Annotated in this window: 24 protein-coding genes; 14 read left to right on the top strand and 10 right to left on the bottom strand. The window is 58.6% G+C overall.

Features of this window, described 5'->3' with window-relative positions; translation table 11 throughout:
- Positions 1 to 33: 33 nt before the first annotated feature.
- Entirely contained in the window at positions 34 to 2,799 is a 2,766-nt protein-coding gene (locus HF027_RS03260) for a bifunctional acetate--CoA ligase family protein/GNAT family N-acetyltransferase (protein WP_168012862.1), read from the bottom strand.
- Between the two features lie 106 nt (positions 2,800 to 2,905).
- Here HF027_RS03260 and HF027_RS03255 point away from each other — a divergent pair, with 106 nt between their 5' ends.
- Positions 2,906 to 3,841, top strand: coding sequence for a histone deacetylase family protein (locus HF027_RS03255; protein ID WP_168012860.1), 936 nt, complete (start codon positions 2,906 to 2,908; stop codon positions 3,839 to 3,841).
- A 206-nt stretch (positions 3,842 to 4,047) separates the two neighbouring features.
- Positions 4,048 to 4,680, top strand: a complete 633-nt coding sequence (locus tag HF027_RS03250; protein WP_168012858.1) for a helix-turn-helix domain-containing protein — start codon at positions 4,048 to 4,050, stop codon at positions 4,678 to 4,680.
- Positions 4,681 to 4,908: 228 nt separating this feature from the next.
- Here HF027_RS03250 and HF027_RS03245 read toward each other — a convergent pair whose 3' ends face one another.
- Positions 4,909 to 5,754, bottom strand: a complete 846-nt coding sequence (locus HF027_RS03245) for a formate dehydrogenase accessory sulfurtransferase FdhD (RefSeq protein WP_168012856.1) — start codon at positions 5,752 to 5,754, stop codon at positions 4,909 to 4,911.
- A 228-nt stretch (positions 5,755 to 5,982) separates the two neighbouring features.
- On the opposite strand from HF027_RS03245, the gene HF027_RS03240 reads away from it, so the two are divergent.
- The 11 genes from HF027_RS03240 (at position 5,983) to HF027_RS03190 (ending at position 16,817) form a co-directional block, all read left to right on the top strand.
- Positions 5,983 to 6,429, top strand: a complete 447-nt coding sequence (locus HF027_RS03240) for a DUF3305 domain-containing protein (RefSeq protein WP_168012854.1) — start codon at positions 5,983 to 5,985, stop codon at positions 6,427 to 6,429.
- A complete protein-coding gene (locus HF027_RS03235) occupies positions 6,426 to 7,004 on the top strand; it encodes a DUF3306 domain-containing protein (protein WP_168012852.1) in 579 nt (192 codons plus the stop codon). The genes HF027_RS03240 and HF027_RS03235 overlap by 4 nt, the downstream gene beginning before the upstream one ends.
- A 171-nt stretch (positions 7,005 to 7,175) precedes the next feature.
- The gene (locus HF027_RS03230) at positions 7,176 to 8,954 is read left to right on the top strand and encodes a 4Fe-4S binding protein (protein ID WP_168012850.1); all 1,779 of its coding nucleotides are present in this window, start codon (positions 7,176 to 7,178) and stop codon (positions 8,952 to 8,954) included.
- Between the two features lie 71 nt (positions 8,955 to 9,025).
- Complete coding sequence (locus HF027_RS03225) at positions 9,026 to 9,733, top strand: TorD/DmsD family molecular chaperone (protein ID WP_168012848.1); 708 nt, start codon at positions 9,026 to 9,028, stop codon at positions 9,731 to 9,733.
- 62 nt (positions 9,734 to 9,795) lie between these two features.
- The gene (locus HF027_RS03220) at positions 9,796 to 9,996 is read left to right on the top strand and encodes a twin-arginine translocation pathway signal (RefSeq protein ID WP_136254604.1); all 201 of its coding nucleotides are present in this window, start codon (positions 9,796 to 9,798) and stop codon (positions 9,994 to 9,996) included.
- Between the two features lie 35 nt (positions 9,997 to 10,031).
- Entirely contained in the window at positions 10,032 to 12,890 is a 2,859-nt protein-coding gene (locus tag HF027_RS03215) for a formate dehydrogenase subunit alpha (protein WP_168012846.1), read from the top strand.
- Positions 12,891 to 12,952: 62 nt separating this feature from the next.
- Complete coding sequence (gene fdh3B, locus HF027_RS03210) at positions 12,953 to 13,579, top strand: formate dehydrogenase FDH3 subunit beta (RefSeq protein WP_168012844.1); 627 nt, start codon at positions 12,953 to 12,955, stop codon at positions 13,577 to 13,579.
- Between the two features lie 9 nt (positions 13,580 to 13,588).
- Positions 13,589 to 14,641 (top strand): formate dehydrogenase subunit gamma, encoded by a 1,053-nt coding sequence (locus HF027_RS03205; RefSeq protein ID WP_168012842.1) that lies wholly within the window; start codon positions 13,589 to 13,591, stop codon positions 14,639 to 14,641.
- Positions 14,642 to 14,762: 121 nt separating this feature from the next.
- Positions 14,763 to 15,080, top strand: coding sequence for a DUF1244 domain-containing protein (locus HF027_RS03200; RefSeq protein ID WP_168012840.1), 318 nt, complete (start codon positions 14,763 to 14,765; stop codon positions 15,078 to 15,080).
- Complete coding sequence (moaB, locus tag HF027_RS03195) at positions 15,077 to 15,607, top strand: molybdenum cofactor biosynthesis protein B (RefSeq protein ID WP_168012838.1); 531 nt, start codon at positions 15,077 to 15,079, stop codon at positions 15,605 to 15,607. Before HF027_RS03200 ends, moaB begins: the two co-directional genes overlap by 4 nt.
- Entirely contained in the window at positions 15,600 to 16,817 is a 1,218-nt protein-coding gene (locus HF027_RS03190; protein ID WP_168012836.1) for a molybdopterin molybdotransferase MoeA, read from the top strand. The genes moaB and HF027_RS03190 overlap by 8 nt, the downstream gene beginning before the upstream one ends.
- Here HF027_RS03190 and HF027_RS03185 read toward each other — a convergent pair.
- The 6 genes from HF027_RS03185 to HF027_RS03160 all read right to left on the bottom strand — a co-directional run bounded on the left by HF027_RS03185 (position 16,804) and on the right by HF027_RS03160 (position 19,786).
- Complete coding sequence (locus HF027_RS03185) at positions 16,804 to 17,382, bottom strand: acyl carrier protein phosphodiesterase (protein WP_168012835.1); 579 nt, start codon at positions 17,380 to 17,382, stop codon at positions 16,804 to 16,806. The two genes, HF027_RS03190 and HF027_RS03185, sit on opposite strands and share 14 nt — an antisense overlap.
- 49 nt (positions 17,383 to 17,431) lie before the next feature.
- A complete protein-coding gene (locus HF027_RS03180) occupies positions 17,432 to 17,785 on the bottom strand; it encodes a TusE/DsrC/DsvC family sulfur relay protein (protein ID WP_168012834.1) in 354 nt (117 codons plus the stop codon).
- Positions 17,785 to 18,075 carry a sulfurtransferase complex subunit TusB gene (tusB, locus tag HF027_RS03175; RefSeq protein WP_168012833.1) on the bottom strand — a complete coding sequence of 97 codons (291 nt, stop codon included), beginning with the start codon at positions 18,073 to 18,075 and terminating at the stop codon, positions 17,785 to 17,787. The genes HF027_RS03180 and tusB overlap by 1 nt, the downstream gene beginning before the upstream one ends.
- An 81-nt stretch (positions 18,076 to 18,156) precedes the next feature.
- The gene (locus HF027_RS03170; RefSeq protein ID WP_168012832.1) at positions 18,157 to 18,582 is read right to left on the bottom strand and encodes a DsrE family protein; all 426 of its coding nucleotides are present in this window, start codon (positions 18,580 to 18,582) and stop codon (positions 18,157 to 18,159) included.
- A 13-nt stretch (positions 18,583 to 18,595) separates the two neighbouring features.
- Positions 18,596 to 18,988, bottom strand: coding sequence for a sulfurtransferase complex subunit TusD (gene tusD / locus HF027_RS03165; protein WP_168012831.1), 393 nt, complete (start codon positions 18,986 to 18,988; stop codon positions 18,596 to 18,598).
- Between the two features lie 129 nt (positions 18,989 to 19,117).
- Positions 19,118 to 19,786, bottom strand: a complete 669-nt coding sequence (locus tag HF027_RS03160) for a Bax inhibitor-1/YccA family protein (protein ID WP_168012830.1) — start codon at positions 19,784 to 19,786, stop codon at positions 19,118 to 19,120.
- 277 nt (positions 19,787 to 20,063) lie between these two features.
- On the opposite strand from HF027_RS03160, the gene HF027_RS03155 reads away from it, so the two are divergent.
- Positions 20,064 to 20,597, top strand: coding sequence for a hypothetical protein (locus HF027_RS03155; RefSeq protein ID WP_168012829.1), 534 nt, complete (start codon positions 20,064 to 20,066; stop codon positions 20,595 to 20,597).
- Between the two features lie 2 nt (positions 20,598 to 20,599).
- On the opposite strand, the gene acuI is transcribed toward HF027_RS03155, so the two are convergent.
- Both acuI and acuR read right to left on the bottom strand, forming a co-directional pair.
- Entirely contained in the window at positions 20,600 to 21,583 is a 984-nt protein-coding gene (gene acuI, locus HF027_RS03150; protein ID WP_168012828.1) for an acrylyl-CoA reductase (NADPH), read from the bottom strand.
- A 62-nt stretch (positions 21,584 to 21,645) separates the two neighbouring features.
- Positions 21,646 to 22,287, bottom strand: coding sequence for an acrylate utilization transcriptional regulator AcuR (acuR, locus tag HF027_RS03145; RefSeq protein WP_168012827.1), 642 nt, complete (start codon positions 22,285 to 22,287; stop codon positions 21,646 to 21,648).
- Between the last annotated feature and the right edge of the window lie 100 nt (positions 22,288 to 22,387).

The raw sequence follows: 22,387 nt of genomic DNA, 5'->3' as shown, positions 1-22,387 counted from the left end.
CTGCTGAAAAGCCAGGAATAGACCTCACGGCATTCAGTCTTGAGGCGACGCCAGACGATGTCGCTGCCAGTCAGACTCAGGGTCGTTCAAGCTAAGAAATGCATCAACCACCTGCTCTTCCATGTTATAGCGAAGGCGAAAGCCCAGTTGTTTCAATAGTGAACGCATGGGTTGATTATCGATCATGATCTTGCCGAACATCTCAAGGGTCCCTACTCCCTGGCAGTAGCGGATCATCTTGGTCATCAGGAGGCGCCCGAGCCCATGACCATGCAGGTCATCACGAATGATGATAGAGAACTCAGTGCGGATATTGTCCGGATCGTTCCATACCCGCACGACACCCATCATCTCCGACAGACCAGACTCATCCAATCGCACGGCAATGAAGGCCATCTGCCGGTCATAATTGATGTCGGCTAAGGTCGCCAGATCTCGCTTGGTCAGATCCGCCTTGTGATGGAAGTAACGAAAGCGAATGCTCTCCTCGGATAGATGCCTGTGAAAGCCGGTGATCAGCGGTGCGTCCTCTGCCCGAATGGGTCTCACCTCAACGTCCATACCATCGAGCTCGACTCTTTCCCGAAGTTCTTCAGGATACGGCATGATCGCATGGCGGGCGGGAGCGCCCAGGTCCAAGGCAAAATCCACCGCCAGGAGTCCATCGTTGTTGAGCAGCAGCGGATTGATCTCCATCCCTTTCAGGCGCGGCAGGTCGGACGCCACCTGGGATAATTTCACCAACAGCTCACAGATCGTATCGATATCTTTTTGCGGGTGACGGGAATGCTCTTCGATCAGCTTGGCAGCGTGGGTTCGGCTAATAAGGTCAGCCGCCAGCGTCATGTTCAAGGGGGGGAACGCCACATGCCGATCGGCCAACACATTGACCTTGTACCCTCCAACCCCAAAGACCACGACGGGGCCGAATTCTGCGTCGCGGGTGATGCCAGCACACAGTTGCAGTGAATGCTTGCCGCGCCGCATGGGCTGAAGGCAAAACTCGTGAATGCCCGACTCAGGAAACTTCTCTTGGACTTTCTGCTCGAGCTGGCGCATGGCATCGGCGACTTGCTCAGGACTCGTAAGGTCCTGGAGCAATCCTGCCGAGAGCTTGTGCGGATGACTTCGATAGCGAAATGGCACGATGTTGTGATCGTGGACGATCTTCAACGCGAGAGCAGCACCTGGCTCCGTTTCTGCAGCGAAAAGAGCTCGAGCCGCGGCAACGCCTTCCTCCGCGGTAACGGCATAGCGGCTTTGAGGTGTATCAACCCCGTAGGCGGCCAGCACCTGCGCCGTTTCGGCATGCGTAAGACAATACCGCTGCTGTTCCAGGGCCTGATTGATCAACTCATGACACTGCTGACGGATGCCCGCACTGGTAGCAAAGGGCAACGAGGGCGGCGTTTGCTGCAGCAGTGCCTGCACGCGTCGATAATTGACCATATGCATGAAGGCGCCAACCGCCTTCTCAGGTGACATATACGTCGGGATACCCGCCAGGTTGCTCTCATGCCGAGCAGACAGTGCCTGCTCAAGCCCCATCCAGCTGGTAAGCAGGTTGCGCTTGAGACGCCGACGATTGGCGACCACCGCCTCAGCGGTGACTTTCGACGGCGCCAAGCGAGTCGGTGCGTGTACCAGCAACACCGCATCCACTCCGGGATCGGCGGCCACAATGGCCAGCACCTCAACGATCTGTTCCGGTGTCGCGCCACCGCCGAGATCTACCGGGTTGCGTCCCGGCAGCGTCATATCCACATCGTCTCTTGCCAGCGCCTCGCGGGTATCCTGGTTGAAGTCGGCCAGGCGTCCGCCTTGGCTGATCAGCCGATCGATGGCCAGCATCGCAGGTCCCAAGCCATTGGAGACAATCGCCAGGCGATCTCCCTGCAGGGGACGCATGCGCGACAGCGTTTCCAGCGCATCGAACAACTCATCGGAGTTATCGACACGCACGACCCCGGCCCTCGCCAGGGCGGCATCGAAGATCACGTCACGATTCGCGATACCCGGCGTCGGTGGCAAGTTCGATAGTGACGAGGCAGGCGTGCGCCCACTCTTGATGGCAAGTACCAGCCGGTGGCGGGAAGCCTCCCGCAGAGCGGTCATCAAGTGCTGAGCATCCGGCGTGCGCTCAAGATGCAGCATGATGGACTGGGCTGCCGTATGTTGATTGATGTAGTCGAGCAGATCGGGCAGAAGAACGTCGACACTGTCTCCCACGGTCACGAGGTGCGATAGGCCGATACCACGCCCGGCCGCCCAGTCGATGATGGCATTGCCGAGCATGCCCGACTGGCCCAGGTAGGCGACACGGCCTGCTTTGACCGGCTGACCGGAATAGGACGCATTGAGCCGGCGCCCTGGGACCAGTATGCCCATGCACTCCGGGCCCAGCACGCGAATCCCCGAAGGCCTGGCAGCAAGCAGCATCTGCTCGCGGATGGAGCCGCCGTCGTGACTGCGATCATCCAGGTGGGACCCACCTGACAGCACCATCGCGGCACGAACACCTGCCGTACCAAGCTCTCCTAGCAAGGCAGGAACCGTATCCACCGGCGCACAGATAACAGCAAGCTCAGGCACCGCCGGAAGGTCAGCGACATGACTGAAGCAGGGCACACCATGGACACTTTCATACCCCTTGGTATTGACCGACCAAAGCTTGCCGGGGAAGCCGCTCTCCTGGAGGTTTTGCACCACCAGTCCGCCCATGGAATGCGGCTTTTCTGAGGCCCCAATCACGACCAGGCTGTGTGGCTCGAAGAAGTGGCGTAAGAATCGCGTACCCAAGACCTATCCTCCCGCGTGGGTGTAGTCTCCTTGTGTACGACTTATTGCCACTGTCATGCAAGGAAGCCAGGCGATTAAGGTCGCATTAATAACCTCGGAGCCGTCGATGATCACCTCATATATCACCCACCCTCGATGCCATGATCACTTTATGGGGCCCGAGCATCCGGAGAGCCCGCTACGAATTGAGTCCATTCGTGCACGACTAGCGTTGAGCGGCGTGCTTCAACAAACCATGCAGTCGGAATCCAAACCGGCAACTGATGAGCAAATTGAGCGCGTTCATCCACATCGCCACCTGGTGTCCCTCGAGCGCTGCGTGCCAGAGGAAGGCATTACCCTTCTCGATGGTGACACCCTGATGAACCCCGCGAGCATGGATGCTGCACGCCATGCCGCAGGCGCGGTCGTGCGAGGTGTGGACCAGGTCTATCGTGGTCAGGCCGACAATGTCTTCTGTGCGGTACGCCCTCCCGGCCATCACGCTGAGGCTACCGATGCGATGGGGTTCTGTTTTCTCAACAACATCGCCGTCGGGGCGGCTCATGCCATCGAAAAACATGGAGCACGGCGTGTCGCCATCCTCGATTTCGATGTACATCAGTGCAATGGGACTATCGACATCTTCAAGGATCATCCCAACGTGATGGTCTGCTCGAGTTTTCAATTCCCGTTTTACCCATGGCGCTATCTTCGCAGCCAATGGCATAACATCATCGACACCCCGCTACCGCCTGGTACCGACGGACCGGCTTTTAGACGCGCAGTGGAAGATCACTGGCTACCGGCCCTGCATGCCTACAAGCCCGACCTTATTCTGATCTCTGCCGGCTTCGATGCCCATAGAGACGATCCCATGGCTGATATGTGTCTAGAAGCCGCTGATTTTCATTGGGTGACGCACCTCGCCATGGAGATTGCGGCGCTGTATGCCGATAATCGTGTGGTGTCGGTACTCGAGGGCGGATATGACATGGAAGCGCTCGGCCGTTGTGCCGAAGCCCACGTCAGCGCCCTGCTCGGCTTGCCCTTCAAGGAATGACTGCTACCGAACCCTATGCGTCATGTGTTTCCAGGGCCAAGGAAATGCTGCCCCACCTCGATACAGGGGTCATTCATAGCAACTCCATGTAAATGAGACCGTTAGCCGAGACCAGGAGACGTGACGGAGGGTAAAAAAAAGCGCCCTCTCAGCGGGGCATGCTGTGATAGCCTAGCGGAAACTAAGTTTCCGATAGTGAAAAAACAATGAGCGCCAATAACGACCAAACCGCCGCCCTGCAGATCACGTCAGGCCGTAAGGCTTTTGTCGAGCCACTGCAGCTTGGGGAGCGACTCAAGGAAATCCGACTGTCCAATCGCTGGACGCTGGAAGATGTCAGCAAGCGAACGGGCCTGGCTCGCTCGACCTTGTCCAAGATCGAAAATGATCACATCTCCCCGACTTTCACCGCCGTTCAGAAGCTTATCAACGGGCTCGACATTGACCTGCCACAGTTACTCAAGCAGCCCAAACCCCAGAGCCGAACCCTTGGCAGGCGTGACCTGACCCGAGCCGGTGACGGCCAGCAACATCCGACACCCACTTACGAGCATGAGCTTCTGTCATGGCAACTGGCCCAGAAGCATATGATCCCCTTCAAGACCATCGTCCGTGCCCGAGCTTTCAGCGAATTCAGCGAATGGGTGCGCCACGATGGCGAGGAATTTCTGATCGTCCTCAAGGGGGGAATCCTACTCTACACCGAGTTTTACGAGCCTTTACGACTGGAGCATGGCGACAGTATCTACTTCGACAGCGACATGGGGCATGCGCTGGTGTCCATCAGCGACGAAGATGCCGTTGTGCTGTCCGTCTGCACGCGTAGCAACTCAAGCTAGAACAATAGCTTGGCCTCACAGTAAAACGCCCCGGCGCAGATGAACTGTGTCGGGGCGTTTTACTGTGATCACGATATCAGAGCCGTTCAACGTCTCGGTGTATGATCGCCGCCGCAAAGCTCACGCTTCATGACTTCATCCATGCACTGGGTGGCATATCGCAAATGCGGCCCATCAATACGCATCACCGCCATGGAGCGGCGCCAAACAGGCAGTCTCCAGCAGGCGCTATGACTTGCGGTCGCCGGGACGCTTTGCCGGGATGGCGTCATAGATCAAGCGCTCGCTCGAATTGACAGCCTGAAAGTGACGCCCCTTGGCACGGGCAATCAGCATGACCCCGAAACGCTCGGCCAGCTCGACCCCCTTCTGGGTCATCCCCGAACGCGACACCAGAATACCGATCCCCATCTGGGCAACCTTCAGGACCATCTCGGAGGTCAGCCTGCCGGTGGTATAGAAAATATCCGCAGACGTTTCATTGGGATACTCGCTGAGCCATTGACGGCCAGCCAGAGTATCGACGGCATTGTGACGCCCGACATCCTCAACGAAATCGAGCACCTGATCCTGACAGCAAAGCGCACAGCCATGCACTGCGCCGGCACTCTTGTAGGTTTCATTATAGGCCCCGAGGTTCTCGAGCAGCGCATATAACGAGGACTGCCTCAGTTGTGTACTTGGCACAGGCGCGAGACCGACTGCATCGAGCAATCGACCGAAAACGGTTCCCTGCCCGCAACCGGTCGTCACGGTGCGCTGCCCGAGGCGTTCTTCCAGGTCTTCAGGCGCTCGACGACTGACGACTGCCGCCGCCTCGACATCCCAGTCGACATGTACAGTCTCCAAATCGTCCTGCTCAGGCACCAGCCCCTGATTACGCAGATAGCCCACCACCAGAGCTTCTGGATCAGCCCCCAATGTCATCAGCGTGACAATTTCGCGCTTGTTGAGGTAGACGGTAAGCGAGCGCTCGGCCGATATAGCCTGCCGACGCAGCTCTCCGAACTCGTCATGGACATTTATTTCAAGCGTTGCCGGCAGACGGGCATGACTAAGACGTAACGAACACATGCATCGCTCCTTGGCGACAGGCACGGCAACCACAACCGCTTGGGTGGCGCCGCGCGTTAATTCAATGAGGCCAGCGTTAACTGCACCATATTGACCATCATTGCATTCGAGGCGCTTACTGTCTTTATCTCCTATCCATCTTTGACGAACCGCGCTAGCCGCACCTTGTCAGACTAGACATAGCGCTTTCAGATGTTTCAAAGACGTCCTGACGCGAGTAGCCACGCCATGACCGCTCCCGATACGCCCGGCCCCATCAGTCGCAAGCAGCTTAGTTTTAGCCTCGTTCCCGAACATAAGAGCATCAAGGGCTACACTTCGACCCAGTGGCATATCCACGACCTGGCGCCCGGTGCTAGCGGGCCTGAGGTTCTTGCACTTCAGCTATACATGACCGAACGAGCGGCTTACAGATTCAACCTCGAATCACCGACGCCTCGCTTGTTCGTACGCGCAGGATTCTCAGGGCAAACGCCGACCCCCACTGCCTTGACCGCCAGTCAAGAGGTTGCCGCCAGCTGGCTGGATGGCGAACAGCAGGTTCTTGAGGTGGCGATGCCAGAAGCCATTCAGCTGTGGCTTGAAGCCTATCTCTCTCATCATGGAGAGGCCCCCGTTGAAGGCCGCAAGAAAAAACGCAAGGGCGCGGGGCGCGCTCAGGAGAATCAGACATGACTCGCTTCTCACGCTGGTCGCAACGAAAACGCGGACTGGAACCGGATGATCAGCAGACTCCCGACACCTCTTCTTCGTTGAAAGAAGATGAGCTGGCCGTTCATGACATCCCCATCGAAGGACAGACAGTATCGTCATCTGAGACAGACGATACGACGTTGCAGGTGCCTGTCGATGAGCTTCCTGATCCTGACACCCTACCGCCAAACAGCAATCTGACTGCCTACCTGGGCGATGGTGTAAGCCGTGAGATCCGTCGCCGTGCGCTGAAACGGATGTTTGCAGCGGATCACTATCACCATCGTGACGGGCTCAACGACTACGACGACGATTACCGACAACTCAAGAATCTCTCTCAAGAGGTTGCGGATCGCCTACGTCAATGGACACATCAACACGCTGAGAAGGAAGACAGCACCGAGCAGGCAGATCAGCATGCCCAAGAGTCATCAGATGCTCCGGAGAGTCAGAACCAAGACCTAGCTGAGACTAATGACGCTAATAAAACAACGGCTCCAGACGAAGAGACGAGTGAACCACCCAAGCCCGGCGCTAACTCATCTACCAGCGTGTAAAACGACATGTAATGTCCAAATAGTAAATTATCTCAACAAAAACAAGAATAGATCATAGCTATTAAATCGATAGTTAAATTAGCGCCCAATATAGACCAATGTGCATTGGCGCCAATCTCACTGAATGACGAAGATTAATTAAAGAATTCTGTCCCTGACCGTTGAGGCCACATGAATCAGCGCATCGACCTTACATCACTGGATGCCGATCACAACTTGGCCGCCCGTGAAACAGCACAGTCCCGTATCTCCTGGCCCGTCAACCTCACGCCGGAGAGCGTCACCTACTCAAGCGATGGTCATTTACTGATCATTGCCGACGAGCTATCAGGCCGGCATGCAGCCCGTGAGCTGCATAATCAAGGTCTAGCGTCGATCACCCTGTTGGTAATCGCCGCTGTATCCGCAGACGGCCATCGTCCTACTGACAAAAACCGTACCGCTGACCCGAGTAGCGGAAACGATACCCCTCTCGAAGAAGAAACCAAGCTTGCGTCATTGCTTGAGGACACCACATTTCTGTCGGTCCACTACGCCCATGATTGGCAGCTTGAAGGCTACCTTGGGCAGTTCACACTCACCCTGCCCCATGAAGATGGGGGGATTGATCTTGCCAAGGCAAGCATTGGTCGTGCTCATTTCGACCTGGTGCTAGACCTTGCAGAGCATCCGACGCTTACCCTCGAACTGCCACCTCCCGGCTACACCGCGGCAAGGTGGGGCTCAGAGCCGTATCAACAGGCCATCAGCGATCTCCCACAACAGGTTGGAGAGTTCGCGAAGCCACGTTATTTCCAGATCAATCATGATATTTGTGCCCATGATAGCCACGGCAAGACAGGATGCACCCGTTGTCTGGACGTCTGCCCTGCAGATGCCCTCTCACGAAAGTCAGGCCGAATTGAATCCTGGATCGAGATAGATCCGATGCGCTGCCATGGCGCAGGTAGCTGCACCAGCGCTTGCCCGACAGGCGCCATTCAGTACCGACTCCCCCCTCCTGTCGATCAACAAGCCTACGTCGAGCGCTTGCTTGCGGCCTATCGACTAGCCGGTGGCAAAGAGGCCGTCGTACGTTTCGCCGAGGCTGATTTCCTTGCAGGCGAATCTACGCCCGCTGGTCATGTTCTGGACGTTCCACTTGAGGAACTCGGCGCAGCGGGACAAGACCACTGGCTTGCAGCACTCGCCGCCGGAGCAGCTGAAGTTCGTGTTCAATTGACCGAGCACTTGCCAGCAAGCCTGCGGGCGTTGATCGAGGATCAGTATCACCAAGCGATTACGCTGCTTGAGGCACTCGGCCATGATACGCGGCGCCTGAGTCTTCTTGCCCCTAACGATAGCGAGCGTCGAGATGCGCCGCCACTACTGCCTTCCATTGCCCAGCGAGACAGCACTGAAGCGGAATTCACATCCCCTTCAGATGCAGGCAAGCGCGGCCGGCTCAATGCCATCCTCGCCTACCTCGCCGAGACGGGCCAACCCAGCGGGCAGCGCCATATCATGCCGGCAGGCGCGCCCTTTGGTGATGTAGCCGTTAACAAGGATACCTGCACCCTCTGCCTCGGCTGCGTTGCGGTATGTCCAACACCGGCACTCGCCGGGGGCAAGACATCCCCCGAACTCAGTTTCCGGGAAGCCGACTGCGTGCAGTGCGGACTCTGCGAAGAGATCTGTCCGGAAGATGCCATTCATTTGGTTCCGGGTTTCCTGGCGTCACCGGAGCGAACATCCCGCCAGGTCCGTAAGGAGGAGGCGGCTTTCCCCTGCATTCGTTGCGGCAAGCCTTTCGCCAGCGTCAGCACCATTTCAAGCATCAAGGCCAAGCTCGCGGATCATCCCTATTTTGCCGGTGACGCCATGGCGCGCTTGGAAATGTGCGAGGACTGCAGGGTCAAGGATGTGTGGCAGGACCTGGCCCATGACCCCGAATCACAGTTGAAAATCTAGTTGAAGCGCCAAGTGGCATCATCGTTGATGATGACAGTCTTAGTAATGCGCTAGACGACAAGGTAAACGTCATGACCGATACCCCATCGACGACCCCGGCAGAGCAGGACGGCTCAAGCGAAGACATTCACGATGACATGAACGCGCTACGGGCCGACATCTATCGGATCCTGGCGCGACTGGTCCGTGAACCGCCCACAGCGGCGTTGCTGGAATGGCTCACAGAACTCGATGCAGAGGACGATGGCAGCACCTTGTCTCACCGCTGGGCGTCGCTGATTCACTCAGCGGCTGAACAACCACAAGAGGAACTCGCAAAGAAACTCGCGTCAGCACATTTCCGTCACTTGGTCGGCGTGATCCAGGGAGACGTCACGCCCTACGCCTCCTGGTACCGGCAAGGCAACCTGATGGACGAACCGCTGGTGGCATTGCGTCGCGATCTGCGCCGTCTCGGGATTAGCCGCTCAGAAGGCTGCCATGACCCTGAGGATCATATCGCCGCCATTTGCGAAACCATGGCCATGCTGCTCGACGAAGGCCAAACCGAGGAAGCCGCGAAGATTTTCATGGCACATCTCGCTCCCTGGGCAAAGCGCTGTTTCGACGATTTGGCGGCGGTTGATACCCCGTTCTATGCTCATGTAGGAGCGCTTGGAAGCGCCTTCATCAGCGAAGAGCAACGCCATCAGGCAGAGGAAGCCACTCGCCAGCCAGTCCGGATCGTTTCCGCCGACCAGGATACCGTTCAACCAACGCCCGACGTGACCGATAACTAAAGCGATAAGCACTAATTATAACGATTCCGTGCCAACGAAGCCGGACCGCAGAGGAGAAGAACATGACACAACAACACAACCCGCAACGGCGCCTCTTCTTTAAAACGCTCGGCACTGGCACTGCTGCAGCTGGCGCTTTCTTCGCGATCGGCCAAGTACCGTTGGTACAAGCCAAGACCACACCGTCAACCGCTCCTGAAGAGCCCCGTGGTTATCGAGAGACCGACCATATCCGCCGTTACTACGCCACCCTGCGCGACTAACCCGGACCGCCCTTTCGGCCAAGAGGATCGACACCATGCGATTGACGCGTACTTCCAACACCGCCAAGGCAACCAGCAGCCTTGGTATTTCCCGCCGGCAATTCATGCAGCGCAGTGCTCTGGCCACGGGCGGTATCGCCAGTGCCGGATTCATGGGCCATTCGATGGTGCGCTCGGCGGATGCCGCCGACAAGACGCCATACCTCGACTCACCTGTGGAAACCAAGCGTACCGTCTGCTCCCACTGTTCGGTGGGCTGCGGCGTTTATGCTGAGGTCCAGGAAGGCATCTGGACACACCAGGAACCGGCCTTCGACCACCCGATCAACCGTGGCGCCCACTGCGCCAAGGGCGCCTCCCTTCGCGAGCATGGCCACTCCAGCCGGCGCCTCAAGTATCCGATGAAATTGGTCGACGGTGAATGGCAGCGACTCTCCTGGGAAGACGCCATCGAAGAGATCGGTACCAAGGTGCAAGAACTGAGCGAGACCTACAGCCCCGACAGCATCTACTGGCTCGGCTCGGCCAAGTTCAACAATGAACAAGCCTACCTGCTTCGCAAGTTCGCCGCCCTGGCTGGCACCAACAATACCGACCATCAGGCACGCATCTGCCACTCGACCACCGTTGCTGGCGTAGCCAATACCTGGGGCTACGGGGCGATGACCAATTCGCTCAACGACCTCCAGAACAGCAAGTCGATCATCTTCATCGGCTCGAACCCCAGCGAAGCTCACCCTGTCGCCATGCAGCATATCCTGCTGGCCAAGGAGCGCAGCAAGGCCCAGATCATCGTTGTCGATCCTCGCTTCACGCGCACCGCCGCCAAGGCAAACAAGTACGTCCGCCTGCGCCCTGGCTCGGATGTGGCCTTCATCTGGGGCCTGTTATGGCACATTTTCGAGAACGGCTGGGAAGATAGCGAGTACATCGACCAGCGTGTCTATGCCATGGATCAGGTGCGCGAGGAAGTCGCTGCCTTTACGCCCGATGTGGTCGAAAACATCACCGGCATTCCCGAGGCAGTGATGTATGACACCGCCAAGACACTCGCCGACAACCGCCCCGGCTGCGTGGTCTGGTGCATGGGCGGTACCCAGCACACTACCGGCAATAACAATACCCGTGCCTACTGCATCCTCGAACTGGCACTCGGCAACATTGGCAAGTCTGGCGGCGGGGCCAATATCTTCCGTGGTCACGACAATGTACAAGGCGCCACGGATCTGGGGCTGATGTCGCACTCGCTACCCGGATATTACGGCCTTTCCGAAGGCGCCTGGCAACATTGGGCCGACGTGTGGAATCTTGACTATGAATGGCTGAAGAGCCGTTTCGACCAGTCCGACTACACCGATGGCAAGCCCATGTACTCCAGCGGTATCACCGTTTCACGGTGGATCGATGGCGTGCTCGAGCAGGAAGACCAGATTTCCCAGCGCTCCAAGCTGAAGGCAATGTTCTATTGGGGCCATGCCGTCAACTCGCAGACGCGTGGGCCGGAAATGCAGAAGGCCATGCAGCAACTCGAAATGATGGTCATCGTCGACCCCTACCCGACCGTTGCCGCCGTCATGCACGGGCGTACCGACGGTGTCTACCTACTGCCGGCCTGTACCCAGTTCGAGACCTACGGCAGCGTGACCGCTACCAACCGCTCGATCCAGTGGCGCGACAAGGTCATCGAGCCTGGCTTCGAATCCAAGCCTGACCACGAGATCATGTACCTGCTGTCTCGAAAGCTGGGCTTCGCCGATGAGCTATTCAAGAACATTACCGTCAATGGCACCGAACCCCTGATCGAAGACATTACCCGCGAATTCAACAACGGCATGTGGACCGTGGGTTATACCGGCCAGAGCCCGGAACGACTCAAGCAGCACCAGCAGAACTGGCACACCTTTAACTTTAGCGATCTCAAGGCTGAGGGTGGACCTGCAGATGGAGACTACTACGGTCTGCCATGGCCCTGCTGGGGCACCGCCGAGATGCGACACCCCGGTACACCTATCCTCTATGATACCTCCAAACCGGTGTCAAAAGGTGGCCTGACGTTCCGCGCGCGTTTCGGCATCGAGCGCGATGGCACCTCACTACTGGCCGACAATTCGTTCAGCAAAGGCTCCGATCTGGATGACGGCTACCCGGAGTTCACTGCCGACATGCTCAAGGATCTGGGCTGGTGGGATGACCTGACCGCTGACGAAAAGCAGGCCGCCGAGGGCAAAAACTGGAAAACCGACCTCTCTGGCGGTATCCAGCGGGTGGCGATCGCCCACGAATGTTCACCGTTCGGCAACGCCAAGGCACGCTGTAACGTCTGGACCTTCCCGGATCCCATTCCCAAGCATCGTGAGCCGCTTTATACCAGCCGGCGCGACCTAGTGCAGGACTATCCGACCTGGGACGATGTCGCCTCTCACTACCGCCTGCCGACCCTCTACAAGAGCATTCAGCAGAAGGATGTCACCGGCCGCTATCCGATCATCTTAACCTCCGGGCGCCTGGTCGAGTATGAAGGCGGTGGCGAAGAAACTCGCTCCATGTCCTGGCTTGCTGAACTGCAGCAAGAGATGTTCGTAGAAATCAACCCGGCACTGGCCAATGATCTCGCGATCAAGGATGGCGAAATGGTCTGGGTCGAAGGCGCAGAAGGAGGACGCGTCAAGGTCAAGGCAATGGTCACACCGCGCGTCGCGCGTGAAGTGGTGTTCATGCCTTTCCACTTTGGCGGCATGTTCCAGGGTGAAAACCTGCACGACCGCTATCCGGAAGGCGCCGCACCCTACGTACTGGGCGAGGCCGCCAATACGGCGACCACCTATGGCTACGACAGCGTGACACAGATGCAGGAAACCAAGTGCACGCTGTGCCGGATTGAGCGGGCAAGCTGAGCCTTTGAACTCTACAGGATATCCCCCGGGGCACTATTCGTCCCCGGGGTGAGGAGATAACCATGGCGACGATGAAATTCATGTGTGACGCAGAGCGCTGCATCGAATGCAACGGCTGCGTGACCGCCTGCAAGAACGCCAATGAAGTGGAATGGGGCATTCAGCGCCGGCGCGTAGTGACACTGAACGACGGCGAACCTACCGAAGTATCGATCTCGGTGGCCTGCATGCACTGTGACGATGCCCCCTGCATTGCGGTGTGCCCCACCGAGACGCTATTCAAGCGTGACGACGGCATTGTGCTGCACGACAAGGATCAGTGTATCGGCTGCGGCTACTGTCTATACGCCTGCCCCTTCGGTGCCCCTCAGTTCCCGGGTACCGAAGCCTTCGGCGAACGCGGCAAGATGGACAAGTGCACCTTCTGTGCCGGCGGACCTGCTGATACCAAGGAAGAGGAGTACGAAAAGTACGGTGCCAACCGCATCGATGAAGGCAAGCTGCCGCTATGCGCCGAGATGTGCTCCACCAAGGCGTTGATCGCCGGTGATGCCCAGACGGTGGCTGACATCTTCCGTCAACGCGTCGTCCATCGCGGTCATGAGGACGGTGCCTGGTCCTCGGTGGACCGTGCCGGTCCCCAGACCTCAATGGATACCCTCGCCTACGACGCGACCCGTCAGGAGTAAGGAGGCCCTATGCACATTCACAACGCATGCCTGGCCCTTGGCCGGCGGCTGACCCTGCTCCTGTTGCTGGTGACAAGCATGTTGCTTGCCGGACAGGCGCTGGCTCAGAGCGCCGACCCCGAGGGTGAACTGGCCACCGCCGTGCCACCCATCGATGCCGAGATATGGCGACAGGTGAAGAGCGGCGACAACTTCATCGACACGCGCTTTGATTCCACCTACAACCTGGTCAACCCAAGCGGTGAAACTTGGCGACAGATTCGTAATCGTTGGATATCACCCTTCGGGCTGATCACCGTTGGTGGCATGGCTGCCTTGATACTGGTGTTCTACCTGATCGTCGGTCGCAAGGATCTCGAAGAACCCCGTACCGGCCGCAAGCTGTTGCGCTGGTCCACCCTGGAGCGCTCCCTGCACTGGACAGTGGCGACCCTGTTCGTAATTCTGGCACTCACTGGCCTCAATCTCCTCTATGGCAAATACGTCTTCAACCCCCTGTTGGGAGACGGCATATGGGCCGCCATGATGTCCGGCACCAAACTGTTGCATAACTACCTTGGACCGGTATTCGGTGCCTTGCTGATCGTCATCCTGGCCAAATTCCTGAAAAGGAACATTCCCAACAAAACTGACTGGGAATGGTTCAAAAAGGGCGGTGGCATGGTCGGCAAGGGACACGTCGACGCTCACTTTGCCAACGGCGGCGAGAAAGCATGGTTCTGGTTACTCGCCACCGCTGGCGTATTGGTGATTGCCAGTGGCCTGGTGATGGACTTTCCGAACTATGGTCAAGGCCGTGACACCATGCAGTGGGCGAACGTCATCCATTCTCTGGGCGCTTTGGCCCTGACAGCCGTATCCCTAGGCCATATCTACATCGGCACCATCGGCACCGAGGGCGCTCTTGAGGGTATGACCACTGGCTACGTCGATGAGACATGGGCCAAGGAGCACCACAATCTGTGGTATGAGGAGGTCAAGGATCAGGCTGAAGCACCAGACCCGGCGGCGTCAGACAGCCAGCGAGGTCAACCACGCCAGCCGCCCGGCAAACCCACCTAAGCAACTGTTCCAACGACGACTTGAACGATCATCAGACACCGCCCAACGGCGGTGTCTTTTGTTATCCTTGGTGCACCATCAATCTAGCGCCCAGCGGCGCTACCCAGCAGGAGCCATCGCCATGCACCATCTTGACGACGCGACCCGCACTGAACTCGAAGCCGCCGCCTTTCGTCGCCTGCTCAAGCATCTGGACGACAACAAGGACGTGCAGAACATCGACCTGATGATTCTTGCCGACTTCTGCCGCAACTGCCTGTCGAAATGGCTGGTGAACGCCGCCGACGAGCACGGCACCGAGCTTGACTATGAAACGGCCCGTGAATATGTCTACGGCATGCCCTACAGCGAATGGAAAACGCACTACCAGACGACAGCAAGCCCCGAGCAGCTGGCTGCTCTGGAAGCGCGTAACCAGGCCAAGAAGGATAAGGCATGAGTGAGCAGCGTCCCGGTTTTGAGCCACTGCGCATCGCGGTCCTCACCGTATCCGATACCCGCAGCGAAGACACCGACCGCAGCGGGCAGGCATTGGTCGAGCGCCTGTCCGCAGCAGGCCATGTGTTGGTCGAAAAGCGTATATTGCCGGACGACGTCTATGTGATTCGGGCCCAGGTTGCCAACTGGATCGCGGCACCCGACGTACAGGTAGTACTGACCACCGGCGGTACGGGGTTCACCCGCCGCGACTCGACCCCGGAAGCCGTTGATGTACTGCTGGATAAACGCATCGAGGGCTTCGGCGAACTATTTCGCCACCTGTCCTGGCAGGAAATCGGCAGCTCGACCATTCAGAGCCGCTGCCTTGGTGGCTTCGCCAACGCAACGGTGGTGTTTTGTCTGCCGGGCTCCACCGGCGCCTGTCGCACCGCCTGGGACGGCATACTCCGCGAGCAGCTAGACGGCAGCCACAAGCCCTGTAACTATGCCAACCTCGTCATCCCGGAGCGCGGCACCCATGGCTGACACGTCAAGCGAGCTACAACGTGTCGAGGATGCTCTCGCAGCCTTGTTGGAAGGCGTCACGCCAGTGGCGCCGGAAACGATCGACTGCGATGCTGCTGCCGGACGAGTGCTGGCCGAAGACGTCGCGGCGCGCCTGGACGTTCCCTCTTTCGACAACAGCGCCATGGATGGCTATGCGCTACGCGCCTCCGACGCCGGCCAGTGGCTTGCCATCAGCCAACGGATTCCCGCCGGATCGCAAGCGACGCCACTCATGCAGGGCACCTGCGCGCGCATCTTCACCGGCAGCGAACTTCCAGCAGGCGCGGATTGTGTCGTCATGCAGGAACGCGTCGCACTCGATGGTGACAGCGCCTGGATACCTGGCGATATCCCCAGCGGAGATAACGTCCGCCTTCGGGGGCGAGACGTCAGCGTCGGTGCGAAGCTGCTTACCGCTGGCGTACGACTCGAGGCTGCGTCATTGGGCCACTTGGCGGGGCAAGGCATCACCAGAGTCTCCGTACGTCGCCGTCCCCGCGTCGCCTTACTATCGACCGGCGATGAGATTATCGAACCCGGCGAGTCTCTGGCCCCCGGTCAGATCTACAATTCCAATCGCCCCATGCTGCGACGGCTGATCGAGCGTTTCGGCGGTGAAGTGGTGATGGCCAAGCGGGTCGCCGATGATTTTGCCACCACCTGCAAGCTGCTTGGTGAAGCCGCCGCCCAGGCCGACGTAGTGATCACGACGGGCGGCGTCAGTGTCGGCGAAGAGGATCACGTCAAGGCGGCGCTGGAAAAGTTGGGCCAACTTGATCTGTGGCGGCTGGCCATGCGTCCGGGCAAGCCTCTTGCATTGGGACGCCTGCCAACGGACACAGGAGAAGCACGACTGATCGGCCTGCCTGGCAATCCGGTATCAAGCTATGTAGGCGCCTGGATCTACCTGCGTCCACTGCTCGGTGCCATGCTGGGCAGCCCGGCACTGGCTGAACTCCCTCAGCTACGCGCCCGTGCCGAATTCAGCACCGAAACCAAGGCTCGCCGTCATTACATGCGAGTCGAGCTGTGCTTTCTACCAGAAGGCCCCAGCGCTCGTGCCTTCTCCGACCAGAACTCAGCGGTGCTATCTTCCTGCGTGACGGCCAACGCGTTGGCCGTGATACCCGCCCATTCCCGGGTGGCACCAGGCGATATGATCGACTGCCTGTGGCTCACGGAAGCCTGATGCCAGGAGCCTCCATGGCGCTCTCCATGTCTGGCCATAATGAGCGGAAGTCGGCCTCCAGCTGCAGGTAGTCGGCTTCCAACCAGGGCTGCAGTTCGGCAAGCCGATTGGGCCCACTTAGGCGTTGACCGATGCCCGCTATGGCGCGACATGTGAAGGCGAAATCAGCATAACGATTCAGCCAATCCTGCTCGACAAGTATCGGCACCATCGACGCCAACCGGTCAGGGGCCTGCTGGGCATCGAGCAAGCGATAACAGCGCGCGATCAAGGCTTGTTGAGCCGGATCGTCGGCCAGCAATCGTGAAAGGAAGTGATCCCACACCAGATCGAGGGCGATTCCCGCATAACGCCCATGTCCTTGAGGCGCCCTGCCCCGTGCGGCTTGAGTACAAGGATGGCGATCCACCAAGGCATCGACACGACGATGATGGCGAATGCCGGTGGCCACAGCCTGTGGCCAAGCAGCAAGATCGCTGCCTTTGACGCCATCGGCAATCAAGTTGCCGTACAGGAAATCATCACTGCCGTGGTGCGCAAGCCAGGCATGAGCAAGAAAATTCATGACGATGAAACCCTCGCACCTGAGGGCCACACAGGCACAAGGTCAAGAATCACAGGCAGTTAGCCGGTTTGGGGAGCCCGGCAAGCCGGGCGCCGACCTTAGCCGGGCTATCCGGGAACAGGCGCATCAGATGCAGGGATTTCCCCTTCTCCGCTCCAAGCGCCAGCCCCACCGACTTGACCAGCGGACGCATCGCTGGCGCCATCTCGTAGCGTGAATAGAAATCACGCAGCACCTCAATCACCTCCCAGTGATCCTCGGTGAGGATGCGCTCCTCTTCTGCTGCCAGTGCTTCGGCGACTGCTGGTGACCAATCCCCCATGTCGACCAGGAACCCTTCCGGATCCAGGCCAATCTTTTTTCCTTCTATGGATAGATAACGGTATATTTCGCTAGAGGCCATTAGTACCAACTCACGGTCTTATCGGCTTCTTCGGTCAGGGCAACGAAGCCCCTGACGTCAATGATAGTCACGTGTTCGCCGCAGCGCTCGAGCAAGCCGCGAGATAGCAGGTCCTCGCGCAGGGCAAAGAGCCGACCAGCCAGGTTCTTGAAAGGCACGGCCTGCGCCGGCAGTCCACCCAAGACACCGTCCTCGATAAGCAGCATTTGGTCATCAGGACCCATTGCCGCCAACGCATCGTCGATGACCCGACTGGTCACTGGCGAGCGATTGAGAAGATGCAGAATCATGCGCGGGGCTCTCCACGTAGCAAGAGATCAAAGTAGCCAGATATGGCGGCTCATCATGAGAGTTCAAATTAGGCGACGAGCCTAGAAATTCAGGACCAATCGATGGCCATGGAGAAGCGACACAACACCGTCACCCTCGACTAGCGTCACTGGTAGCATCAAGTCGTCTGTACAAAGTCCCCGGCTCTTGAGGGCTCTACCATCGACCATCAGCGTATCGATATCATACATCGCCAGCATGTCGATCACGCCATGCGTGCCCTTCTGCCCCAGCGGCCCGGCCGTCTGGCCGGTCAGCAATGCCAAGACACCTTCCCCGGCAAACAACAGTGTAACCTGTTGTCCGAACGCGGCGGCGACTAGGGCTGTATCGAGACCTTCACGTAGCCAACTGGAACCATGGGGGGCATGACGCAGGATGACCAGCAGGTCTCCTGTGGTGGTGCTATTGTCGACCACACTATCGGACTCACTCGCCTCAGGCTCACGTATCTCCTGTCCACTCATCACGGGGCCTCATTCATGGGGAAAAGGTGATCAGACGATCATGGCTGAAACCGGCTTCTACCAACTGCCCAAGTCCTGTCAGCTCGAAGGGTGCCTCCAGGCTATGCCCCTCTTTGCCATGGCGCGCCGCCTCTCGCTCATCAAGCAGACCACGACGAAGGCCTGCTGCGATGCATACCAGCAACTCCGTGCCATGCTCGTCATGCAGTAAGCGCCAGCCATCCCCCAGGTGGGGCTCATCTTGAGGTGGAGCGGCGAGACGGGCGGCATTATAGACACCGTCATGATAGAAGAACACGGTAGCCAGGCTGTGGCCTCGCTCGATCACTGCCCGGGCAAAGCGCAGAGCCGAGTGGGATGCCTGTGAACTGTAAGGACCGCCTTGGACCAGCAATGCATAACGCATGATTTTCTCTCAACAAGGGGGCGCATTCACGAATCAGTGTATGGTCAGAACGTAGGCGCTAACGAGTCAGCCAGAAACGACTTGGCCCCGCCAGAGCGGCGGGGCCAAGAAAGGGTCTACCTGCGAGGCTTAGTCGTTGCTCATGATGCCGAGAATCGACAACAGGCTGATGAACAGATTATAGATCGACACATAAAGCGTAATGGTCGCGAGGATGTAGTTCGTCTCACCAGCGCGATGCACGATCTCACTGGTCTGGTAGAGGATCGCCGCTGAAGAGAACAGCACGAAGCCAGCTGACACGGCCAGAGAGAGCGCCGGAATTTGCAGGAAAATGCCGGCCACCATGGCCAGGATCAACACAATGGCACCAGCGGTCAGGAAGTTCGCCAAGAAGCCGAAGTCTTTCTTGGTAATCAACGAGACCGCGGATAGACCAATGAAGGTGGCACCCGTCATACCGAGGGCCGTCATGATCAATGCTGACCCATTGGGCAGCGTGAGATAGGCACTTAGGATCGGGCCCAGCGTGAAGCCCATGAAGCCGGTAAAGGCAAAGGTCGATAGCAGACCCATGGCGGAGTTGGCCGTCTTGTGCACCAGGAACATAAGTCCATAGGCACCGATGAGGAAGACCAGAATGTTCATCTGCTGGACGCCCATGACGACGGCAGCGCCTGCGGTAAGAGCAGAGAACAGCAGTGTCATGGCCAACAGCGCGTAAGTGTTTCGCAGCACCTTGTTGGTGCTCAGCGCACTCTCATGGCGTTGTGTTACCTGCGTGTCTTGATAAGCCATCTGTCGATGCTCCATTTGTTAATTATCATACCTACGACCAAGGATGCCGTGTCAGAGTTCTCGACGCAAGAACATAACGTTGGTCGAGGCGTGGCGATTCAACGCCACGCCTCGACGGCCAACTGTCTCTTTTCCAGACAACTTTCCCGTTCAGACCATCTGAGTGCAGGCACCCAATGCAACATGACAGGCACCCCTGACGCGATTCGACGACACCTCGTGACACAGGATACTGGCGGATATACTGGCCTATTCAGACACGCAGGAGGAGACGGACATGATGCGATGGAGCCTAGTCACGATACTCGCACTGATGCTTGCAGGCTGTCAGATAGCCCCTCAATGGCCAACCTCGCAGCAGGGTGATCCCACCGTCGAGGAGCTGCCCCCGCCCGATAAGCAGCAACAGGATGGCCGCGTACCCAGGCAGGTCAGTTTTCCCGAACAGGAATACGCCGCTCTCGAAAAGACCGGAAACGCAAGCATTCGAGGACGTCTCTACCAACACGATGCCAGCGGCAATCCAGTACCCGGAGCTGGTGAAACCGTGTCCATCGCACCGATTACCACCTATTCAGCAGAGGCTGCCGAGGTCGCCCTTTCTGGCCGCGCCATCGCCCCAGCGGATCCCCGCGCCAGGGAATACACGCATTATGCGCGCACCGATGCCAACGGGTATTTCGTTGCCAATGGCTTACCCGCCGGAGACTATTACGTCGCTGGCCGCGTCAGTGAACTCAATGGCCCTCCTATCATTCACCAGGTAAGCGTACGACGCGGCCAAACTGTATCGGTAACCCTAAAGCGATAACCTCAGCGATTGACGTCTACCACAGTACGCCCCTGTACGCTGCCCTCGATCAGCCGAGTCGCCGTATCGATAGCCTCCTCGAGGCCGACCTCGTGGGCGATCTCGTCGAGCATACCGGTGTCCAGGACATCGGCCAGGCGCTGCCAGGCCGCCAGACGATCCTCGCGGGGACGCATCACGCTGTCGATGCCGGCAAGGGTCACGCCACGCAGGATGAAGGGGGCGACGGTCGAAGGAAAGTCCATGCCCTGCGCCAGCCCACAGGCCGCGACCACGCCGCCATAGCGGGTGCCGGCGCAGACATTGGCCAGTGTATGGCTGCCCGCCGAATCGATGGCGCCGGCCCAGCGCTCCTTGGCTAGGGGCTTGCCCTTCTCGACGAGTTCGGCCCGATCAAGGATCTCGGCCGCCCCCAGGCGCTTGAGATAGTCCGCTTCCTCCGGACGTCCGGTTGACGCCATGACGGTATACCCCAGCGCGGCCAGCAGCGCGATCGAGAAGCTGCCGACCCCGCCGTTGGCCCCGGTGACCAATACCGGCCCCGAGGCGGGCGTGAGCCCATGTTGCTCAAGCGCCATCACCGACAGCATTGCGGTGTAGCCGGCTGTGCCAATGGCCATGGCCTGCTTGGCCGAGAACGTCTCTGGCAGCGGGATCAGCCAGTCGGCCTTGAGGCGTGCCTTCTGGGCAAGCCCTCCCCAATGCCCTTCGCCGACGCCCCAGCCGTTGAGCAGCACCCGATCCCCGGCCTGGTAGCGGTCGGAATCACTGGATTCGACGGTTCCGGCCAGGTCGACCCCCGGCACCATGGGGAAGCGGCGCACAACGGGCCCCTTGCCGGTAATGGCCAGGGCATCCTTATAGTTGAGCGTGCTGTATTCCACCCGCACGGTCACCTCGCCATCAGGTAACTGCGAGTCGTTCAGTTCCGTCAGCCCCGCACGGTAACCCGCATCGTCCTTCTCGATCAGAATGGCCTTGAACATCACTCCTCCTTTTAGACCGATCGTCTAATATTGGATAAAAAAACTTTCTCTATGACGCCGGCTTATTCTCGTCGGCGAGGTAGACCTGCCAGATAGGCAGTCACAAAGGTATCAAGGGGGTTAGGCGACTCTTGCAGCTTGGCACGCATGACGGCCCCTTCCCAACCGATCCAGAAATAGTCGGCCAAGGCGTCACAATCCGCGTCTGGGCTCAGCACACCTAGGGTTTGCGCCTCGACCAGGCATTGTGCGAGCCGCTGCTGCCAGTCCGCCAGCACCTGCTCGAGCGCGGCGCGATAGCTTTCCGGTAAAAGGCCAACTTCTTGACCCAGGTTGCCCACCAGACAGCCCCGCTGGAAACCATGACGGGCCATGCCCTTCTTGGCATCAGTGGCAAACGCCTCGATACGTGACAACGGCGGCAACGTCTCATCAAGCAAGTAATGGTCGAGTTTGCGGGCGAAATAGGCGGCATACTGCTCAAGTACGGCACGCCCGAACGCCTCCTTGCTCGTGAAGTAATGATAGAAGGAGCCTTTGGGCACGCCTATACGCTTGAGAATACCGTCGATCCCGGCCGCTCTGAAACCCTGCTCGGTGAGCACTTCCAGGCCACTACGGATGAGAGCTGCCCTGGTATCCGGGTTCTCCCGCGCAACGTTGGGCGGTCTTCCTCGACGGCGAATGGTTGGAGTATCTGTCATAGAAAACAATTTAGACCAGTCGTCTATGAATCACAAGCTAGTCATTCCCAGGGCCGCAATCGGCTTATCTCAACTGCGGCTCATGCCATGGGAGGCGACG

It is taken from the genome of Halomonas salinarum, from assembly GCF_012062845.1.
In the GTDB taxonomy this organism is placed as follows: domain Bacteria; phylum Pseudomonadota; class Gammaproteobacteria; order Pseudomonadales; family Halomonadaceae; genus Onishia; species Onishia salinarum.
Note: the sequence above shows the minus strand (reverse complement) of the source record. Positions and strands in the feature narration are given on the sequence as shown.

What these genes read in the sequence shown, in the direction of transcription:
- HF027_RS03255 (WP_168012860.1), top strand. Translation starts at nt 2,906, where the DNA reads ATGATCACCTCATATATCACCCACCCTCGATGCCATGATCACTTTATG.
- HF027_RS03250 (WP_168012858.1), top strand. Translation starts at nt 4,048, where the DNA reads ATGAGCGCCAATAACGACCAAACCGCCGCCCTGCAGATCACGTCAGGC.
- HF027_RS03245 (WP_168012856.1), bottom strand. Translation starts at nt 5,754, where the DNA reads ATGTGTTCGTTACGTCTTAGTCATGCCCGTCTGCCGGCAACGCTTGAA.
- HF027_RS03240 (WP_168012854.1), top strand. Translation starts at nt 5,983, where the DNA reads ATGACCGCTCCCGATACGCCCGGCCCCATCAGTCGCAAGCAGCTTAGT.
- HF027_RS03235 (WP_168012852.1), top strand. Translation starts at nt 6,426, where the DNA reads ATGACTCGCTTCTCACGCTGGTCGCAACGAAAACGCGGACTGGAACCG.
- HF027_RS03230 (WP_168012850.1), top strand. Translation starts at nt 7,176, where the DNA reads ATGAATCAGCGCATCGACCTTACATCACTGGATGCCGATCACAACTTG.
- HF027_RS03225 (WP_168012848.1), top strand. Translation starts at nt 9,026, where the DNA reads ATGACCGATACCCCATCGACGACCCCGGCAGAGCAGGACGGCTCAAGC.
- HF027_RS03220 (WP_136254604.1), top strand. Translation starts at nt 9,796, where the DNA reads ATGACACAACAACACAACCCGCAACGGCGCCTCTTCTTTAAAACGCTC.
- HF027_RS03215 (WP_168012846.1), top strand. Translation starts at nt 10,032, where the DNA reads ATGCGATTGACGCGTACTTCCAACACCGCCAAGGCAACCAGCAGCCTT.
- fdh3B (WP_168012844.1), top strand. Translation starts at nt 12,953, where the DNA reads ATGGCGACGATGAAATTCATGTGTGACGCAGAGCGCTGCATCGAATGC.
- HF027_RS03205 (WP_168012842.1), top strand. Translation starts at nt 13,589, where the DNA reads ATGCACATTCACAACGCATGCCTGGCCCTTGGCCGGCGGCTGACCCTG.
- HF027_RS03200 (WP_168012840.1), top strand. Translation starts at nt 14,763, where the DNA reads ATGCACCATCTTGACGACGCGACCCGCACTGAACTCGAAGCCGCCGCC.
- moaB (WP_168012838.1), top strand. Translation starts at nt 15,077, where the DNA reads ATGAGTGAGCAGCGTCCCGGTTTTGAGCCACTGCGCATCGCGGTCCTC.
- HF027_RS03190 (WP_168012836.1), top strand. Translation starts at nt 15,600, where the DNA reads ATGGCTGACACGTCAAGCGAGCTACAACGTGTCGAGGATGCTCTCGCA.
- HF027_RS03185 (WP_168012835.1), bottom strand. Translation starts at nt 17,382, where the DNA reads ATGAATTTTCTTGCTCATGCCTGGCTTGCGCACCACGGCAGTGATGAT.
- HF027_RS03180 (WP_168012834.1), bottom strand. Translation starts at nt 17,785, where the DNA reads ATGGCCTCTAGCGAAATATACCGTTATCTATCCATAGAAGGAAAAAAG.
- tusB (WP_168012833.1), bottom strand. Translation starts at nt 18,075, where the DNA reads ATGATTCTGCATCTTCTCAATCGCTCGCCAGTGACCAGTCGGGTCATC.
- HF027_RS03170 (WP_168012832.1), bottom strand. Translation starts at nt 18,582, where the DNA reads ATGAGTGGACAGGAGATACGTGAGCCTGAGGCGAGTGAGTCCGATAGT.
- tusD (WP_168012831.1), bottom strand. Translation starts at nt 18,988, where the DNA reads ATGCGTTATGCATTGCTGGTCCAAGGCGGTCCTTACAGTTCACAGGCA.
- HF027_RS03160 (WP_168012830.1), bottom strand. Translation starts at nt 19,786, where the DNA reads ATGGCTTATCAAGACACGCAGGTAACACAACGCCATGAGAGTGCGCTG.
- HF027_RS03155 (WP_168012829.1), top strand. Translation starts at nt 20,064, where the DNA reads ATGATGCGATGGAGCCTAGTCACGATACTCGCACTGATGCTTGCAGGC.
- acuI (WP_168012828.1), bottom strand. Translation starts at nt 21,583, where the DNA reads ATGTTCAAGGCCATTCTGATCGAGAAGGACGATGCGGGTTACCGTGCG.
- acuR (WP_168012827.1), bottom strand. Translation starts at nt 22,287, where the DNA reads ATGACAGATACTCCAACCATTCGCCGTCGAGGAAGACCGCCCAACGTT.